The following is a 17058-nucleotide window of genomic DNA, read 5'->3' on the forward strand; positions in this document are numbered from 1 at the left end:
CATGCGTGTGACGGGTCGCTTGACGCTCGTGTTCGCGTCACCGCAGGAGATGAGCGACGCTGTTGCGAGCGCGGTCGAGTCGCCACATTTCACGCTCGTGGAGGTCGATGAGTCCGCGCTGCGGGTCGTCGTGGACGTCGACCAGGGCGAGTAGATGCCTACGCGGTCGCTGCGCAACGACGGGAAGATCCTGCAGACGTTCACGGCGACCGAGTCGTGGACCGTCCCCGCCGGGGTCGAGTCCGTGGAGGTCCAGTGCTGGGGCGGTGGCGGCAGCGGACGGGCGGGCGTCGTGCTCGGCGCGTCCGGTGGCGGCGGCGGTGGCGGCGCGTACGCGCGCAACCCGGCAGTCCCCGTAACCCCGGGGGAGACGCTTACCGTCACGGTCGGCGCTGGCGGGGCGAGCGGTGCGGCAGGCGGCGACAGCCACTTCCGGAACGCCGCGACGGTCATGGCGAAGGGCGGATCGTCCGGTGGCGCGGCTGCGGCCGGTGCTGCGGGGGGTACCGCTGCGGCGTCTGTCGGCACCGTGAAGTTCAGCGGCGGCAACGGCGCGACGTCCCGCGGCGGCAACGGCGGCGGCGGCGGCGGTGGGGCCGGTGACGCGGCTGCGGGCGGCAACGGCGGCACTCCTCCGGCGGGAGGCGCCGGAGGAACCGCCGGTGGTGGCGCGGGCGGCAATGGCGCAACGACTGTGAGTTCGTCAGTGGCGGGTACCGCCCCCGGTGGCGCTGGCGGCGGCGGCGACAACGTGGTCAACACGGGCGCTCAGACCGGAGCGCGCGGGCAGGTGCTCGTCGCGTACACCGAGGTCGCGCTCCTCACCACCACGACCGTTCACGCCGGAGACGAAGCGCTCGCGCAGATCATCGACATGACCACGGTGGCGGCGCACACCGGCGACGAGTCGCTCGCGGACACCGTCGACATGACCACGGTGGCGGCGCACGCGGCCGACGACGCGCTCGCCGACACGCTCGACCTGGCCACGGTCGCGACGCACACCGCTGACGACGCGCTCGCCGAAACGCAGGACCTCGCCACGGTCGCCGCCCACGCGGCCAGCGAGGCCCTCGCGCAGACCCAGGACATGACCACCGTCGCCGCGCATACCGGGGCGGACGCGATCGCGCAGACCCAAGACCTCACCACGCTCGCCGCGCACGCCGGGGCGGACGCGCTCGCCGAAACGCAGGACCTCGCAACGGCGGGCCGCCAGCAGACGGACGCCGCGCGGATCAGCCCCGGGCTCGGCGGCACGAGCCGCAACGCCGCCGGCACCACGACCGTGCTCGGCGCATCGGTCAGCGTCCACCGCGACGACACCGACCAGCCGGTCGCGTCGCTCACGACCGACCCGGCGTGGGCGACCGAGCTCGACCCCGCGTACACGTACTGGATCAGCTACTGGAAGGCCGGCACACCGGACCGTGGGTACCGCACGAACCGCGACATCCCGCCCGTCGAGACCATCGTGCAGATCGACGCCGCCGGTGACCCCAGCGTCGGGGCGCCCACCGACGCCCCGTACGTCCTCGGCGCCGGCGATCCACCCATCGAGGACATCGACGGGTACCTGACGCCGTTCGGCCCGCAGACCGGCGGCGGCGGGGACACGATCATCGTCCGCAAGCTCTACCTCTTCGACGACTAGGCGGACGGCATGGACCTGCACGCGACGTTCACGCTGACCCTGCCCGACCCGGACCCCGTGCTCGTCACGAACGGCCCGACCCTCGCGACCGCAAGCGCGCCGCCGACCATCGCCGGGGCGGCGCGCGGCCCCGCCGGCACCCCGACCCCGGGAGCGACCACCTGATGCCCTTCGCCCACAGCTTCACCGGGGTCACCCCGCCCGCCCGGTACGACGGCCTCCCGTGGACCCACATCCTCATCGAGGAGGCGACCGCCGCCACCGGCCCGTGGACGCTGATCGACTCGCAGACCGTCCCGGTCGACGCGACCCCCGAGACCCCGAACCCGGTCAACGTCACGACGACCGCGGCGACCGTCGCGACCGGCTGGTTCCGCCTGCGGTTCCGGGACGCCGCGAACGCCCTCTCCGGCTACACCGTGCCGATCCTCAGCCCGTCGACCGCGTCCGGGACGCCGCTCACGACGCTCGAGCGCGTCCGCCGGTTCCTGCAGCTGCAGCCCGGCGACACCGACCAGGACGCGACGATCGTCGAGCTCATCGACTCCGCGTCCCGCGTGATCATCGACGAGTACCAGCGCGAGTTCGCCGGCGGCCCGACCGCCGCCGCGCGCACCTTCGAGTTCGACCGCGAAGCCCCGTACGTGTCCCTCGAGCCGTACGACCTCCGGACGCTCACGTCGGTCACCCTCGCCGGGGTCACGCTCACGAACGGCACCGACTTCCGCACCCGCCCGCTCCCCGCCCGGCACGGCGTCACCACCGGACTGCTCGTCCAGAACACGACGAGCACCCGCACCGCGGACCGGTACGCGCCGCTCGTCGTCACCGGCGACTGGGGATTCGCGACGATCCCCTCCGACGTCGAGCACTGGGCGACCGTCACGGTCGCGACATGGCTGCGCCGCGACGTCGCCGCGTTCAACGCGACGTTCAGCATCGCCGAGGACCGCGTCGAGCGCCCCCGCGCGCTCCCCGACGCCGCCCGCGCCGGCCTCGAGCACTACCGGCGCTTCTACGCGTAGATGCTCGTCCACGCGAACATCGACACGACCGACCCGGTCCGCGCGCTCCGCGAAGTCGAGGCGCGCCTCCCCGACACCACGAAGGCCGCGGTCGTGAAGGTCGCCGGACGGGTCGTCGAGCCGCGCGCCCGCGCCGACGCCGCAAAGCACGTCGGCCGGTTCGCGAGCGCCGTGACCGTCAAGGAAGGCCGCAACGGCGCGTACCTGACCGGCGGCACCGGACTGCCCGGCCGCGTCATCGGCCTCGCCGAGTTCGGCGGCACCGTCCGCACCCCGATCCGGCCGAAGCGCCGCGCCGCGGTCCGCACCCCGCAGGGTCCGCGCGCCGCCGTCCTCGGGCCGCGCACCTACCGGGCGCGCGAGTTCCTCGTCGGCGCCGTAGAAGCGACCGACGAGCAGACCCGCCGCGAAGTCCTGAGCGAGATCCTGCTCGACTTCGAGCGGGCCGGATTGGAGACCCCGTGAGCGCGAACATCACCCCGATCGCCGAAGCTCTCCGCGACCTCGCCGACGGCCTCCCGACCGTGAAGTCCGCGTTCTGGCCGGCGCCGCGCCAGATGAGCGCGCTCCCCGGTGTCGTCGTCGAGGTTCCGTCCGGTACCCGGACGCTCCCGGACGAGCGCGAGTCGCAGCTGTTCGCCGACGACTGGGACATGGACTTCCCCGTGACGATCTACGTCGACCTCGCCGACCCCGTCGCGGCGCAGCTGAGGATCGCGGAGGTCGTCGACGAGCTCGTCGCCGGCGTGGACGCGAACCCGAGCCTGAACGGCACGGCGCTCGAGGCGCGCGTCACGTCGTGGGAGCGCCCCGCGATCCTCGAGCCGCAGGGCAGCGGTCGCGCCCTCATGTTCGTCGCGACCGTCGTGTCCGTCCTCAAGCTCGTCTAGCCCCGCCCGCCCGCCCGCCCGCGCGCGTGTCGCGCGCCCGTCGTTCGTCCCGCCGCGCGCGGGGCGCCCGAACCCACCCGTCCGAGGAGGACACCCGAATGCCCGACCAGCCGTTGCCCGACACGGACGAGCAGCCGACCCCGGCCACGCCCGCCCCGACCCCGCCCGCGCCCGCCGTGGACGGCCTCCCCTGGCCGACGACCGCGACGAAGACCGCGAAGCACCCGGCGCTCGTGCTCACGCTCGGCGGCGCCCCGGCGAGCCCGCACGTCCTCCCCGGCGTGCCCGGCCACTACCGGCCCGACCGGCCCACCGTCTGCGACCAGCCCGGCGGCCCCGGCCTCGAGCAGGCCCGCGCCCTCAGCGCGAACCCGGGCGCCCCCGTCGCCCTCGTCTACCTGACCGACAAGGAGCGCGACGCGGCCCTCGCCGCGACCGCCCAGGACCTCGAGGCCGCCCGCCGCGGCTACGTCGACGCGCGCACGAGCGCGGTCGGCGGCGAGCACGACCACCTCAAGACCGAGCGCGACGCGCTCAAGGGGGAGTAAGAAGATGAGCAACGCGTACATGCAGCTGAAGTTCGAGAGCACCCCCGGGTTCGAGGGGAGCACGGACACGCTGTCCACGAAGACGATTTTCCCGCCGCTGATCGGCGCCGGGTTCAGCCTCAACCCGCAGCATCTCGACCGCGACGACGAGGCCCGCGGCACCGACGACGCGTCCGCCGTCGTCAGCGAGATGTTCGACCCGTCGTGGACCCTCGAGACCCGCATGTACCCCGACCTCGTCGGGTTTCTGCTCAAGGGTCTGCTCGGCGCCCCGGTCACCACCGCCGGCGACGGGATCATCACCGACCCGGACGCCGCCACGATCCCCGTCGGCGCGTACCGGCACGTCTGGACCGCCCCCTTCGGGCCGGCCGGCCCGTCCCCGCAGACGATGCAGGGCGTGTTCGGCTACAAGGACCAGGGCGTCTGGTGGCGCGTGAAGGGCATGGCGATCGAGTCGCTCGAGATCACCACGCCGACGCAGGGCGGCACCCGCCTGCAGATCAACGGGCAGGCGACGTTCGCGCAGCGGATCAGCGACCCGTCGCTCGTCCCCGCCCCCGAGTCGATCGCGACCCGCCCGTTCCTGCGGTCCGGGCTGACGCTCCCGACGTGGCTGTCGAACACCGGGGTCACCGAGGACTACTCGACGACGATCAGCAACAGCATCGAGCCGTACCACTCGCTCGGGTCGGCGTCGAAGTACCCCGACCTGATGGAGAAGGGCGAGGGGCTCATCGTCTGCACCGGCAGCGTCCCGAAGCGCCGCCTCGCGGTCGCCGACATGGACGCCCTCCGTGACGCGACCGGGTTCGCCGCGACCGCGAAGTGGCTGAACGAGTCGTCGATCGGCGTGACCGCGTCGAAGTACGCGCTCTGGCAGGCGATGAGCAACTGCCAGTACGTCGACGGCAACCCCGGCGACCTGAGCAACGCGCGCCGGATCGGCGCCGACCTCTCGTTCAAGGCGACCAACGCCGGCGCCGCGTCGGTCGTCTACACGCTCGTCAACGCCACGTCCGCGTACAGCTAGGACGTGCCGCACATGAAGGTGTGCGCCTGCGGCTGCGGTACGCAGCTGCGCGGCCCTCGGAGCGTGTGGGCCAAGGGACACTGCGGCCGGGGGGTCGGCGGCTACGCCGGGCTCCCCCCGGCCACGAAGACCTGCGAGATGTGCGGCCGGGAGTACAGCAGGTCGGAACTGCGGTCCCGGCAGTCGAACAAGCACTGGGCCGCCCGCCGCTTCTGCGGAGAGGCGTGCCGCATCGCGAGCCGCGGGGTCGAGCGGTACCCGGGCGCACAGTCGGCGAACTGGATCGGCGACCAAGCGGGCGTCGGGGCCGGGCGCAAGCGCGCGCGGACGTTCTACCCCGACGCGCCGCCCTGCGAGGTCTGCGGGGATGAGCGTTCCGAGCGACACCACGTCGACGGGGACACGCTGAACAACCGCCCGTCGAACATCCAGTTCCTCTGCAGGAAGCACCACATCGCCGCAGAGGACCGGATGGCCTATCGCCGCCTGACGGCGGACCAGAAGATCGCCAGCGACGAGCGCCGTCGCGACAAGCAACGCATCCGCAACCGCGAGTACGCGCGTCGCAAGGCTGCGGCCAAGCGCGCCAAGGAGACGACATGAGCACCACGACGAAGACTTCGCGCGCGGCGGCGTTTGCGCCGCGCAGCGAGGTCATCTCCCTGCCGTCCGGCCTCGAGGTCGAGGTTCTCGCGTCCGCCCCGTCGATGCTCGCGTTCGTGAACGAGGGCGTCGTCGACCGGGCGGCCGTGTTCGGCCAGCCGATCGAGCAGCTGAACGCCGTCATGGACGCGGCCCCGCGGCTGATCAACGAGATCCTCCTCGACCCGAAGATCCACCAGGGCGACGCTGACGAGCGTCCCGAGGACGAGATCCTGTTCCGCTGGCTGACGGACGAGGACGTCGACGCGCTCCTCTCCCGGGTCATCGAGAGCGACGAGGAGGTCGCCGAGCGCGCGCGTACGTTTCGCGACGACGACGGCGGCGCAGCAGATCGCGAGGGCGGCGAAGTTCTGGGGGACGACCCCGAGCCGTCTGCTGCGTGAGCGCGACGACCGGTACGCGCTGACGCTCGACGTTGCGCTCGCCGAGCTTGGCCTCGCCGCGGAGGGCGCGCGGCCGGCCGAGGACGAGCCGGCCCGCCCGGCTCGCGCGCCGCGGCGCGCATCGCAGGACGCCGGCGAAGCACGCACGGCGGGATGGATGGCCCTACCGACCGAAGGGGGATAACCGCATGGCACGTTCGCGCGGAGTCCGCATCCCGATCGCCGGCGATCCCGCCGATCTGCAGAAGGCCACCGGGGACGCGGCCCGCAGCCTCGAGAAGCTCCAGAAGGACGGGGCGCGCGCGCTCGACGAGCTCGCGAAGAAGTCCGAGGGCGCGTCGCTCGCGCAGCGGCGCGCTCTCCTGCAGGTCGAGACCGCGCAGGACCGCGCCGCCGCCGCCGTCAAGCGGTACGGCGAGGACTCGATCCAGGCGCGCCGCGCCGTGCTCAAGTACGACGAGGCGCTCGACCAGGTCCGCCGGTCGTCGTCGGAGGTCGAGTCGGCGACGGACAAGGCGGGGTCGGCGGCGGACGCGCTCGGCGGCAAGATGGGCAAGGGCGGCAAGCTCGCCGCCGGCCTGCTCGGCACGATCGGCGTCGCCGAGACCCTCCGCACGACGCTCGAGAACGCGCTCACCGTCGACCGCGGCCAGCGGGATCTCGGCGCGCGGCTCGGGCTCACGCCGGCGCAGGCGAAGACCGCGGGGAAGACCGCGGGCCGGCTCTACGCGAAGGCGTATGGCGAGAACCTCGGGGACGTGACGCGAGCGGTCGACGCGGTCGTGAGTTCGATCCGCGGGATGCGCGAGGCGACGCAGGCGGACGTCGAGCGCGCCGCCGGGCAGGCGCTGAACTTCGCGCGCGTCTTCGAGGTCGACGTCGCCGAAGCGGTCACGTCCGTCAGCACGCTCCTGAACAGCGGCCTCGCGGAGAACAGCACGCAGGCGTTCGATCTGCTCACGACGGCGGCGCAGCGCGTACCGGCGGGCATCCGCGACGAGCTCCTCGCGGCGACCGCGGAGTACTCGCAGTTCTTCGCCCAGGTCGGGATGGACGGCGAAGAGGCGTTCGGCGTGCTGCTCGCCGGGTCGACGAAGGGCCGCATCGGGATCGACAAGGCGGCGGACGCCGTCAAGGAGTTCACGATCCGCGGCACGGACCTCTCGACCACGAGCCGCGAGGCGTACAAGGCGATCGGCCTCGACGCCGAGGACATGAGCCGCAAGCTGCTCAAGGGCGGCCGAGAGGGACAGGACGCGACCCGGAAGATCGCCGACGGCCTCCTCGGGATCAAGGACCCGGCGAAGCGGTCGAACGAGGCGATCAAGCTGTTCGGCACCCCGCTCGAGGATCTCGGCACGAAGAACGTGCCGGCGTTCCTGCGCGCGATCAGCGGCGCCAAGACCGGCATGGAAGGGTTCGCGGGCGCGAGCGAGCGGATCGGGACGAACCTCAACGGCGGGCCAGCGGCGGCGATCGAGCGGTTCAAGCGCCGGGTCACGAAGGCGTTCACGGACGGGTTCGGGTCGGCGATCATCGCTGGCGAGGACGCGGTCAGCTGGGTCAAGGACAACTGGAAGACCGCGATCTTCATTCCGGGCGGGCTCGCCGGCGCGATGCTGCTCGCCTTCAAGACGGCGTTCAACGCGGTGCGCAAGCCGGTCGCGGACACGACGGCGTTCATCCTGCGCCGCTTCGACAACATGCTCGGCGGCCTGACGACGTTCCTCTCCGCGGCGGGCCGCATCCCGGGGATCGGCGGGAAGTTCAGGGCGGCGGCCCGGGGGATCGACGAGGCCCGCGAGAAGCTCCGCGCGACCGCGGACGCGATCCAGGGCGTCAACGACAAGAAGATCAAGCTCCGCGTCGACGACAAGGAGCTCCTCGCGGCGCTCACGTCCGCCCGCTCGCTGCGCGAGCTCGCGACCGACTCTCGCTTCGCGCTGAGTCAGCGCCCACGGTCCGGCGGGCGGCGCGGCGGACGGGTCGGCTCGCTCGGGTTCCGGGCGGGCGGCATGGTCCCCGTCGCGGTCTCGTCCGGCGAGCGGCTGCGGTTCCCTGACGGGTCGTGGTCGACCGTGCCCGGCGCGCGGGTCGCGGCGGACAACGTCGACACCGCGGTGCCGGCGGGCACGGAGGTCTACACCGACCACGGGCAGCAGCTGCTCGCGATGGGCGCGTCGCGGTCGTTCGCGCTGCGGATGCAGCGTCCGCACTTCGCGCGCGGCGGGAAGGTCCGGCTCGGGCAGGGCTACCAGGGCAACGCGACCACGGCGGGGTTCGAGGCCGGGCTCGGCGGCGCGACCGGGGTCGGCGGGTCGTTCCTGAACGAGCTCATCGCGGGCACCACCGGGAACCGGGACGTCGCGCCGCGCGCTCAGGTCCGGGCGACCGGCCCGAGCACCGAGCGCGGCGACGGCTCCGGTGCGGGCGGGTTCGCGAAGTACGGGCTCACGGCCGGGCAGGCGACGCGGGCACGGCGGATGCTCGGCACCGCGACCGCGATCGCGCGCAAGGGGATGCCGTACCAGTACGGCGGGTTCGGGAACCCCTCCTACGACTGCTCCGGCTACGTGTCGAAGATCCTCGCCGCCGGCGGGATCGGCAACGGCCGGATGGTCGTCGCGCAGGGCACCGGCCTCTACGTTCACGGGCGGCCCGGACCCGGCAAGTACGTCACCTGGGGAGTGCGCGGCAGCAGCGGCCGGAACGCGCACACGATGATCAAGCTCGGGAACCGGTACTTCGAGTCCGGGGGCGGCGCCGGCCCCGGCGAGCGCCGCGGCTGGAACGGCGCGTTCCAGATGCGGCACTTCCCCGGGTTCCGGAAGGGCGGCAAGGTCCGCTCGCTCAACACGCTCGTCGACGCGACGGCCCGCCCGTCCGCGACCGACGAGGGCGGCACCCGGGCCGCGTTCGCCGCGCTCGCGAAGCGCCTCGCCGACTCGACCCGCGTCAGCTACGACGCGCTCGCGCGGCTCGTCGCCCGCGTCACGACGATGGCCGCGAAGGAACGCCGCGACGGCGACAAGGTCGACGCGCGCCGATTCGACGCCGTCCGGAACCTCGCGCGCGCCGAGCAGGGCCGCCGGCTCGCGCAGCCGATCGTCCGGCTGCAGGCCACGCAGGACCGGCTCTCCCGCGCGGACACGCGCCTCGGGCTGCAGCAGCGGATCAGCGGCGTGACCGGCGAGGCGGCGATCCGGCAGCAGCTGGACCGCGCCGGGAGCGCGCTCGGGTCGCTCAGTGCGCGGCGGACCGAGCTCGTCCGGGCGCTCGACCGCGCGAAGGCGCTCGGGAACACGAAGGCGGTCAGCGAGCTCACGACGGCGCTGCGCGGCCTCGACGACCAGACCCTCGAGGTTCAGGCGTCGATGGCGGACCTCAACCGCGAGCTCAAGGACACGCAGCGCCAGCAGGTAGAGCAGGCGCTCGAGGCGCGCACCGCGAACGCGAGCGCCCGCCTGCAGCTGGCGCAGACCACGCAGGGCATGAGCGACGACGTCGAGGCGCTCCGCGGGAACGCGGACGCCGCCTACGCCGTCTACGCCGACGCCGTCGCGACGTTCGGCGCGGAGTCGACGCAGGCGATCACGGCGCTGACCGCGCTCCGCGGCACATGGACGGACCTCGCGCAGGGGATGCGCGACCAGCAGTTGGAGGGCACGCGCGGCGCGCTCACGGCACTCGATCGCGAGCTCCTGCTCGCGCAGATCGACACGCCGGGGGACACGACGGACGATCAGCGGATCGTCCGGGAGCGCCTGCGGATCGCGGAGGAGGCGCTCGCCGCGGCGCGCGCCGGCGGCGACACGGCGGCGATCGACGAGTTCGGTCCGCTCGTACTGCAGCTGCGCGAGGCGATCGAGGCGTTCGCGCAGCAGGCCGCGCAGTCGCAGACCGCGATGGAGGATCTCCTCCGGGAGATGCTCGCGCAGCGCGACCAGGCGTTGCGGGTCGCGGCGACCGAGGGCGGCGTGCTCAAGCAGGCGATCGCGGACGCGGTCAGCGGCCAGATCGGCGGGCTGTTCGGTCTCGGCCAGCAGACCCCGTCGTTCGGCGGCGGCGGCGTCCGGCTCTAGCTATCAAGGGGGGATTCTGTGAGCGACGTCATCACGTTCGACCCGGCCGACGAGCGCGCGGGGAACGCGCCGATCGTGGTCGACGGCCTGAACGGCTACTGGCTGCTCGGGCACGAGTACCCGTCCCCGCCCGTCGACACGCTGTTCGCCACCGGCCGGGACGTCGAGGGCGGCGTGCCGCAGGACTCGCAGGTTGGCAACCGGCGCGTCAGCTTCAAGCTGCGCGTGCGGCAGAACACCGCGGCGCTCGCGCTCGCGAAGCTCGGCGACCTCGCCTCCTGGGTCGGCCGCGTCGCCGTCGACGGCGGCACCGTCCGCCGCACCGTGGGCGGGAAGTCGTTCACGTTCGACGTGCTCCGCGTGGAGAGCTACGAGCCGGAGTTCAACGACCGGCTGCTGCGGTCCGGTCGCGTCGACCTCTCGCTCGTCCTCGAGTGCGCCCCGTACGCGCGCCTCGCTCCGGTGACGCTCACGGACCGCGTCGAGACGACCAACCCCGAGCTCGTGTTCACCGAGTCGAGCATCCCGGGGGACGTGGCGGCGCTCGGCCGGCTCGTGATCGACGAGGACGAAGGGGTCGATCAGCAGTGGGTGGTCGTCGGGGTCGAGCAGTCGGGGTATCAGGCGGCGACCGCCGCGACGACGTCGGCGCTCGCCTACGCCGCCACGGCGCTGACGCCGCAGGGCGGCGCCGTGACCGCGGCCGGCGCGTCCGGTGCGTTCGGCACGCTCTTGAACGTCGTCAAGATCGCGGCGACCCCGTCCTCGCCCGGGAGCATGCTCTCCGGCCAGCTGGTCGGCGGCGGCGCGTACCTCTCGCACGTCGGCACGTTCCGCGTCTTCGCGCGGGTCTACCGGCCGACGACGAACACCAAGGCGCAGTTCATCGCGCTCGAGTGGGGCGAGGGCGACTTCCGCCGGTTCTCCCGTAACGCGACGGTCGAACTGCCGACCGTGACCGCCGGTACCTGGGAGATCGTCGATCTCGGGCTCGTGTCGCTGAGTCGCGCGTCGCAGGGCACGCAGCGCTGGGAACCGCGCGTGCTGACGTGGTCGGAGAACCCGGACAACGTCCTCGAGATCAACCGGCTCTGGTTCGTGCCCGTCACCGACGGCTACGCGGAGCTCGCCGGCAACCAGACCATCTCGGCCCCGACCGTGTTCAGCGCGCGCGACGACTTCAACCAGACGGCGGGCGCCCTGAACGGCAAGGCGCTCACGGTCGGCGGGACGTGGACGACCTACGGCGACACGGACGACCTGCAGGTGTCCGGTTCGAGCACCGTCACGCGCGCCGTCGGCTCCGACACGACCGGCGCGGGCGGCACGCCCGGCGGATTCTCGGGCCGGATCGCGTACCCGTCGGGCGCTACGTCGATGACGTCGTGCGCGGTGCAGATCACGTTCCGCCGCGAGCATCTCGCTGCGGGCAACTACCCGGGCGCGAACTACATGGTGATCGCGCGCCGCAGCGCGTCGAATACGTTCGCCTACGTCCGGCTGAACTACTCCAACAACGGCGGCCCGATCTTCTTGTTCGCGGGCTACTTCAACGCGGGCGTCGCTGGGGACCTGCTCGCTCCGATCGGCCCGCTGCCCTATGACCTACTCGTCACCGACTTGACGGTCCGGTTCGTGGCGCTCGCCAACGGCTACTGCGCGTACTACTACGGCGTCAACGCAGACTCGCTCGTGCTTGGCGCGGAGGGGTACAGCGCGGCGCTCGCGACCGGCGGACCGCTGGCGTCCGGTGCTCCCGGTTTCGCGGACCTCGGGGGCGCCGCGAGCGACGCGAACGTCCGCCGGGTCTACGACAAGTTCGCGGCGTGGGCGCCGCCCGCGGACGCCGCCGTGTTCGCGTCGCAGTCGCTCGAGCACCGGCACGACCGCGCGATCCGCGAGGACCCCGCCGGCGTCGCATGGTCCGACGTGAGCACGTTCACCGGGGACCGCCTCCTCATCCCCTGCACCGGCCGCGAGAACCGGCCCGTCCGCATCTTCGTCAAGGCGTCCCGGAACCGGCCCGGCGAGGGCGCCGACGCCGGGATCGACAACCTAAGCGCCCGGCTCACCGTGACCCCCCGAACCCTCGTCGTCCCGGAGTAGCAGCGTGCCGCCGTTCCTCCCCGACACGCGCCTCGCGATGACCGTCCGGTTCCCCGACGGGCAGACGTTCCGATGGGGACCCGACGAGCCGCGCGCCCGCGACATCCCCCAGGACATCGGGTTCAGCACGAGCATCCCCGGCGCCGGGTTCAAGACGGCGGGCTGCTCGCTGCTGCGCGGCGCCGGGGAGGCGTACCCGGATCAGCGGCTGCTCGCCGACGTCGACCTGTACGGGGCGGGCGGGCAGACGGCGTGGCAGGGGCGGCTCGCGGAGTTCCCGCTCGACCACGGCGAGTCGTACGGCGTGCAGCCGGGGGCGGTCGGATGGTCGTCGCATCTCGAGGACGACCCGTCGTTCCGCGAGATCTACCGCGACACCGACCTCAGCAGGTGGCAGGGACCGAGCGTCCAGCGCCGCCGCAGCCTGATCGCCGCGCTGACGTTCACCGACCCGGGCCGGCAGACGTTCGACCCGGCGACCGGCTCCCCCGCGTTCGTGCAGACCGTCGGCCCGCAGGCGTCCGGGCCGCCCGGCCCGCTGGCCGACGCGTGGTACGACGCGCGCGGCATCGCGCTCGGCAGCCTCTACTACGCGTGGCGGCGCGGCGTCGGACTCGACAACACGAACGCGAACTACACATGGCAGGCGGGCCTCGCCTCCGACGACATCGCCACCAGCAACAACCTGTCCGGCAACCTGCGCGCCGCCGGTCCCGGCGCCGGCACCGTCACCACGAGCGGCGTGGCGAAGTACTGGGCGAACGTCAACATCTTCTACAACGCGACGACCGGGCTCGGGGCCGCGTACGACCTCGAGTGGACGAAGCTCGCCGTCTACGGCACGCACGGCCTAGCCCTGCGCGGCACCGAACCCGACGCCGGGTTCTACCTCTCCGACATCATCGGCAACATCGTCACGCGCGGCGCGCCGCTGCTCAACGTGCCCGCCGGGAACGTCGAGACCAACACGACGCTCGTGCAGCAACTCGCGTTCCTCGACCCGATTAAGCCCGCCGACGCGATCGCGCGCGTCAACGCGCTCGCGTTCTGGGAGTGGGGCGTCTACGACGACCGCGCGTTCTTCTTCCGCCGCCCCGACCCCGACCGGCTCTGCTGGCGCGCCCGGCGCAGCGACGGCGCCGCCCTCCGGCTCGAGGGCGACACGATCGACCAGGTCGTCAACGGGGCGCTCGTCACCTACACCGACGCGCAGACCGGGCGCCGGCAGATCGTCGGCCCCCCGGGCACCCCGAACGTCGACGCGACCGACCCGCTCCTCGCCGACACCAGCGCCACGAACCCGGTCAACGCGGCGGGCATCCCCCGCAAGCTCGCCGACCTCCAACTCGGGGACCCCGCCACCCTCAGCGGCGCGGTCGCGATCGGCGCCGCGTTCCTCGCCGAGCGCAACCTCGCCCGCCGGGCCGGCACCATGACCGTCAAGGGTCACGTCCTGCACCCCACCCGTGGGATGCGGCCAGCGTGGGAGGTCCGCGCCGGCGACTGGATCACCATGACCGACGACGACACCGACGTGCCGCGCCGGATCGTCGACACGAGCTACCAGCACTCGACGCGCACGAACACGCTCACGCTGAACAACGCGAGCAACAAGCTCGACGCGATCCTCGAGCGCCTGAACATCGCCCTGAACGGGATCATCGGATGACTCCCGCACCGTCCTTCCCCACGCCAGCGCACCTGACCCGGAGGACCCTGTGAGTGCCCACGCCACGCCGACCCGAGCGCCCGGACCGCTGGGCGACCCTCTACCCCCGTGCCGTGCAGACCGTCGGGCTGCTCGGCGCGATTCACGAGATCGCGATCAGCCGGGAGGACCGGCCGTTCGTGCTGCTGTTCGTTGCCGCTCTGCTGCTCGGCATGGAAGGGCTGCGGGCGTTCGCGCTCCGCGGCGGCGGGGAGGGCTCGGATGACCCCTCCTGAGCACCCGCGCCGCCGGCGCACCGACCGCAGCCGGGCCGCGCGCGCCGCCCACTGGATCGCCTGGCGGTTTCAGGCGATCGTCACCACGTTCATGTGCCTGTCCGCGGTCGCGTTCGGCGCGCTCGGCCTCGCGATCTACTCGCAGAAGTCCGCGACCGACCGTGCCGCGAGCGAGCTCTGCGACCGCGCCCAGAGGTTCGGGCACCTGAACCTCGAGGAGCACCGTCAGATCGGCGTCTACAAGCCGGAGGATCTCCGCGACTTCGAGCGGACGATCCCCCAGGACTGCCCGTAGACGTCCCGCCCCGCGCAGCCCCGCGCGCCGGGGCCGCGCTCATCACGACCCCGAGGAGGGTCCCCATGTCCGTGCTGTCCCGCTGGAAGGCGCGCCTGCGCGTGCGCCGCAACCTTCTCCGCGCCGCCCGCCGGCGCCACGAGGCGAACCCGACCCCCGAGAGCCGCCGGGTCATCGACGACCGCAAGGAGCAGGTCGCGTACGCCGAGCGCGTCGTCGAGCGCCACGACCGCGACGACCGCCCCCGGATCGTGAACCTCGACCTCAAGCCCCGGGAGGGGTCGCAGCTGTCGCCCCAGGGCACGCTGCGCGCCGTCACCGGCCACTACACCGCCGGACCGGTCGACCAGACCGACGAGCAGTGCGAGGCGCTCCTGCGCGGCTACGACCGCGCGCACAAGGCGAAGGGCTGGACCATGCTCGGGTACGCGTTCGCGATCAGCCGCGCGGGCACGATCTACCTCGGCCGGCCTGCCACCGCGATCGGCGCGCACGTCCTGAACCAGAACAGCGGGAACGTCGGGATCGTCTGCAACGGCACGACCGGGGACCGGCCGACCGCGGCGCAGGCCCGCTCGCTGCGATGGCTCCTCGCGAACGCGCATACGGACGCGCTCCCGAAGGCGTGGCGCGTCGACCTCCGCGGCCTCCCGGTCAAGGGGCACAACGACTGGATGGCGACCGCCTGCCCGGGGTCGTTCAAGCGCATGTACACGAGCAAGGGGACGAAGCGATGAGCACCGCGCGGAGCACCGCGCGCACCCGCCCCGCGGAGACCGCCGCGACGTTCGGCGCGCTCGTCACCGCGACCGCGTACGCGATCGGCCTGTCCGCCGAGTGGATCGCCGTCGCCGGCATCCTCGCCGGGCTCGCCCCCGGCGCCGTCACGTTCATCGTCGCGAACGGCGGCGTGCGCGAAGTCGCCGCCCGCCTCTGGCGCGGAGCGCGCGCATGAGCGCTCCCCCCACCGGCCGGGACGCGCCGCCGCGCGTCGAGGAGCTCGCCGCGCTCTGCGTCGGCGGCATGATCGCCGCCGGCGTCGACCTCGTCGAACGGCTCCGGTCGCTCGGCGTCGAGCCGACGATCGACAAGCTCGTCGCGATCGCCGTCCCGACCCGCCGGATCGGATGCGAGGCGTTCGACCGCCTCGCCGACGCGCTCGCCGCCGCCGTGTCGCTGCGCGAGCTCGACGAGGAGCCGTGACCCGCCTCGAGTTCGTCGCCGACCGACTCCGCGTCGAGTTCTGCCGCCTGCGGCACGTCCCCGCGCCGTTGCGCTGGGACCAGCTGCAGCCGTCGGAGCGGTCGCAGTGGTTGCGGCTCGCGTCGGCCGCGCTCGACGCGGACTGCGCCTGGCGCCCATAGCCTGCACCCCGCCCCCGGGTGCAGTTCCCCCCGAGCCCCGTTCGACCCCTAGTGGTCGGGCGGGGCTCGTCGTCGTTCTAGGGCAGGTCGCCGCGGGCGCGCGCGCAGAGCTCGTCGTCCGCGGGCAGGCTAGCCCCGCACTCGTCGAGGATCGTCTGAATCTCGCGGCGGGCGCGCGAGCAGACCGCGGCGGGAACGTCCCCACGGTCCGGCGTGCTGCAGCGCGTTCGCAGCAGCTGCGCAACGCGAAGCGACATGGCACGGTCCGGCCCTCGATCACCGCCGGCGAACTCGTCGGCCTCGCGCTCCGCGACGGCGACGATCGCCGGATCGGCAGTCGCTGACGGAGATGGCGACGGCGACGCCGTCTCCTCCCCGCACCCAGCGGCGAGCAATGTCACCCCGCACCCGGCGAGTCCGAGCGCAAGAAGTCCTGCAAGAACAGGTGTTCGCATGTTCTGTCCGATGGTCGTGTTCAAGTAGGTCGCCTCACGGCTCTCGCAGCGAGGCGCATCCGGCAGTGAGGGCATCCCCAGCGGTGTCGACGGAGATGGCACCTCGGAGGTCCGGGAGAGAGTCCCATGCAGCATCCCCTGATGCGACTCGTCGTCGGCGAGGCAGCATCCGTCATCGACGGCGACGACGTGCTCGCGGAGGTCGCGGCGATCATCGCTGACCGCCTCCCCCAGGTCGCGCCGAACGATCCACAGCGCGGAGTTCTTGAAGCTCTCGCGTGTGTCGCGCGGTCGTCGCGAGCAGATGCGCCATCCCGGCGCGAAGCTCGCTGAGGACGTCCTCGACGTGAGCGCTCGGCGGCTCGGCGGCCTTCATGGCGTCGAGCCCGTCGAGCGCGAACCGCTCCGGCATCCCCGAGATCGCAGCGGCACGACGTAGGACGTCGTCGCTGGCGCGGGTGGCGCCGGACGTCCGGAACAGGTTCCGCGCGGACGGCTCTTCGAGTCCCAACGCCTCGATGAAGGCGCCTTGATTCATCAGCGACCAGCCCTGCATGGCCCGCATCCGGCGTGCGCTCTCGTCCGGTGTCACGCCCCGATCGTATGCGCAGATTTG

Annotated in this window: 21 protein-coding genes; 19 read left to right on the forward strand and 2 right to left on the reverse strand. The window is 72.9% G+C overall.

The genetic code is table 11. The annotated features are described in order from the left end of the window. Nucleotide 1 precedes the first annotated feature (1 nt). The 19 genes from C7Y72_RS23520 to C7Y72_RS23545 all read left to right on the forward strand — a co-directional run bounded on the left by C7Y72_RS23520 (nucleotide 2) and on the right by C7Y72_RS23545 (nucleotide 15987). Nucleotides 2-154 carry a hypothetical protein gene (locus C7Y72_RS23520; RefSeq protein WP_158276943.1) on the forward strand — a complete coding sequence of 51 codons (153 nt, stop codon included), beginning with the start codon at nucleotides 2-4 and terminating at the stop codon, nucleotides 152-154. After that, complete coding sequence (locus C7Y72_RS22900; RefSeq protein WP_146175452.1) at nucleotides 155-1654, forward strand: glycine-rich domain-containing protein; 1500 nt, start codon at nucleotides 155-157, stop codon at nucleotides 1652-1654. It abuts the gene before it with no gap. A gap of 9 nt (nucleotides 1655-1663) precedes the next feature. Further along, nucleotides 1664-1819, forward strand: a complete 156-nt coding sequence (locus C7Y72_RS23525; protein ID WP_158276944.1) for a hypothetical protein — start codon at nucleotides 1664-1666, stop codon at nucleotides 1817-1819. Next, nucleotides 1819-2679: a hypothetical protein gene (locus C7Y72_RS23530; protein ID WP_107570794.1), complete on the forward strand. Its 861-nt coding sequence runs from the start codon at nucleotides 1819-1821 to the stop codon at nucleotides 2677-2679. Before C7Y72_RS23525 ends, C7Y72_RS23530 begins: the two co-directional genes overlap by 1 nt. Further along, nucleotides 2680-3144 carry a hypothetical protein gene (locus C7Y72_RS23535; RefSeq protein ID WP_107570795.1) on the forward strand — a complete coding sequence of 155 codons (465 nt, stop codon included), beginning with the start codon at nucleotides 2680-2682 and terminating at the stop codon, nucleotides 3142-3144. It abuts the gene before it with no gap. After that, nucleotides 3141-3569, forward strand: coding sequence for a hypothetical protein (locus C7Y72_RS23540; protein ID WP_158276945.1), 429 nt, complete (start codon nucleotides 3141-3143; stop codon nucleotides 3567-3569). Before C7Y72_RS23535 ends, C7Y72_RS23540 begins: the two co-directional genes overlap by 4 nt. 98 nt (nucleotides 3570-3667) lie before the next feature. After that, entirely contained in the window at nucleotides 3668-4117 is a 450-nt protein-coding gene (locus C7Y72_RS19180; protein WP_107570796.1) for a hypothetical protein, read from the forward strand. A gap of 4 nt (nucleotides 4118-4121) precedes the next feature. Beyond that, nucleotides 4122-5150, forward strand: coding sequence for a phage tail tube protein (locus tag C7Y72_RS19185; RefSeq protein WP_107570797.1), 1029 nt, complete (start codon nucleotides 4122-4124; stop codon nucleotides 5148-5150). A gap of 3 nt (nucleotides 5151-5153) precedes the next feature. Further along, nucleotides 5154-5753 (forward strand): HNH endonuclease signature motif containing protein, encoded by a 600-nt coding sequence (locus C7Y72_RS23835; RefSeq protein WP_199224013.1) that lies wholly within the window; start codon nucleotides 5154-5156, stop codon nucleotides 5751-5753. Further along, nucleotides 5750-6196, forward strand: coding sequence for a hypothetical protein (locus C7Y72_RS19195; protein WP_107570798.1), 447 nt, complete (start codon nucleotides 5750-5752; stop codon nucleotides 6194-6196). The genes C7Y72_RS23835 and C7Y72_RS19195 overlap by 4 nt, the downstream gene beginning before the upstream one ends. Before the next feature lie 188 nt (nucleotides 6197-6384). Next, nucleotides 6385-10278: a phage tail tape measure protein gene (locus tag C7Y72_RS19200; RefSeq protein WP_107570799.1), complete on the forward strand. Its 3894-nt coding sequence runs from the start codon at nucleotides 6385-6387 to the stop codon at nucleotides 10276-10278. A gap of 18 nt (nucleotides 10279-10296) precedes the next feature. Next, on the forward strand, nucleotides 10297-12384 hold the full coding sequence (locus C7Y72_RS19205) for a hypothetical protein (RefSeq protein WP_107570800.1): 2088 nt from the start codon (nucleotides 10297-10299) through the stop codon (nucleotides 12382-12384). A gap of 4 nt (nucleotides 12385-12388) precedes the next feature. Further along, entirely contained in the window at nucleotides 12389-14053 is a 1665-nt protein-coding gene (locus tag C7Y72_RS19210) for a hypothetical protein (RefSeq protein WP_107570801.1), read from the forward strand. A 53-nt stretch (nucleotides 14054-14106) separates the two neighbouring features. Next, on the forward strand, nucleotides 14107-14328 hold the full coding sequence (locus C7Y72_RS22910) for a hypothetical protein (RefSeq protein WP_146175454.1): 222 nt from the start codon (nucleotides 14107-14109) through the stop codon (nucleotides 14326-14328). Next, nucleotides 14315-14623 carry a hypothetical protein gene (locus C7Y72_RS19215; RefSeq protein WP_107570802.1) on the forward strand — a complete coding sequence of 103 codons (309 nt, stop codon included), beginning with the start codon at nucleotides 14315-14317 and terminating at the stop codon, nucleotides 14621-14623. The genes C7Y72_RS22910 and C7Y72_RS19215 overlap by 14 nt, the downstream gene beginning before the upstream one ends. 65 nt (nucleotides 14624-14688) lie before the next feature. Next, the gene (locus tag C7Y72_RS19220) at nucleotides 14689-15360 is read left to right on the forward strand and encodes a peptidoglycan recognition protein family protein (protein WP_107570803.1); all 672 of its coding nucleotides are present in this window, start codon (nucleotides 14689-14691) and stop codon (nucleotides 15358-15360) included. Beyond that, a complete protein-coding gene (locus C7Y72_RS19225; protein ID WP_107570804.1) occupies nucleotides 15357-15578 on the forward strand; it encodes a hypothetical protein in 222 nt (73 codons plus the stop codon). The genes C7Y72_RS19220 and C7Y72_RS19225 overlap by 4 nt, the downstream gene beginning before the upstream one ends. Next, the gene (locus C7Y72_RS19230; protein WP_107570805.1) at nucleotides 15575-15826 is read left to right on the forward strand and encodes a hypothetical protein; all 252 of its coding nucleotides are present in this window, start codon (nucleotides 15575-15577) and stop codon (nucleotides 15824-15826) included. The genes C7Y72_RS19225 and C7Y72_RS19230 overlap by 4 nt, the downstream gene beginning before the upstream one ends. Next, the gene (locus C7Y72_RS23545; RefSeq protein ID WP_158276946.1) at nucleotides 15823-15987 is read left to right on the forward strand and encodes a hypothetical protein; all 165 of its coding nucleotides are present in this window, start codon (nucleotides 15823-15825) and stop codon (nucleotides 15985-15987) included. Before C7Y72_RS19230 ends, C7Y72_RS23545 begins: the two co-directional genes overlap by 4 nt. A 77-nt stretch (nucleotides 15988-16064) precedes the next feature. Here C7Y72_RS23545 and C7Y72_RS22915 read toward each other — a convergent pair whose 3' ends face one another. Both C7Y72_RS22915 and C7Y72_RS19240 read right to left on the reverse strand, forming a co-directional pair. Beyond that, on the reverse strand, nucleotides 16065-16244 hold the full coding sequence (locus C7Y72_RS22915; protein WP_146175455.1) for a hypothetical protein: 180 nt from the start codon (nucleotides 16242-16244) through the stop codon (nucleotides 16065-16067). Between the two features lie 409 nt (nucleotides 16245-16653). Beyond that, complete coding sequence (locus tag C7Y72_RS19240) at nucleotides 16654-17034, reverse strand: hypothetical protein (protein ID WP_107570807.1); 381 nt, start codon at nucleotides 17032-17034, stop codon at nucleotides 16654-16656. Between the last annotated feature and the right edge of the window lie 24 nt (nucleotides 17035-17058).

It is taken from the genome of Paraconexibacter algicola (assembly GCF_003044185.1).
Classification (GTDB): Bacteria; Actinomycetota; Thermoleophilia; order Solirubrobacterales; family Solirubrobacteraceae; genus Paraconexibacter; species Paraconexibacter algicola.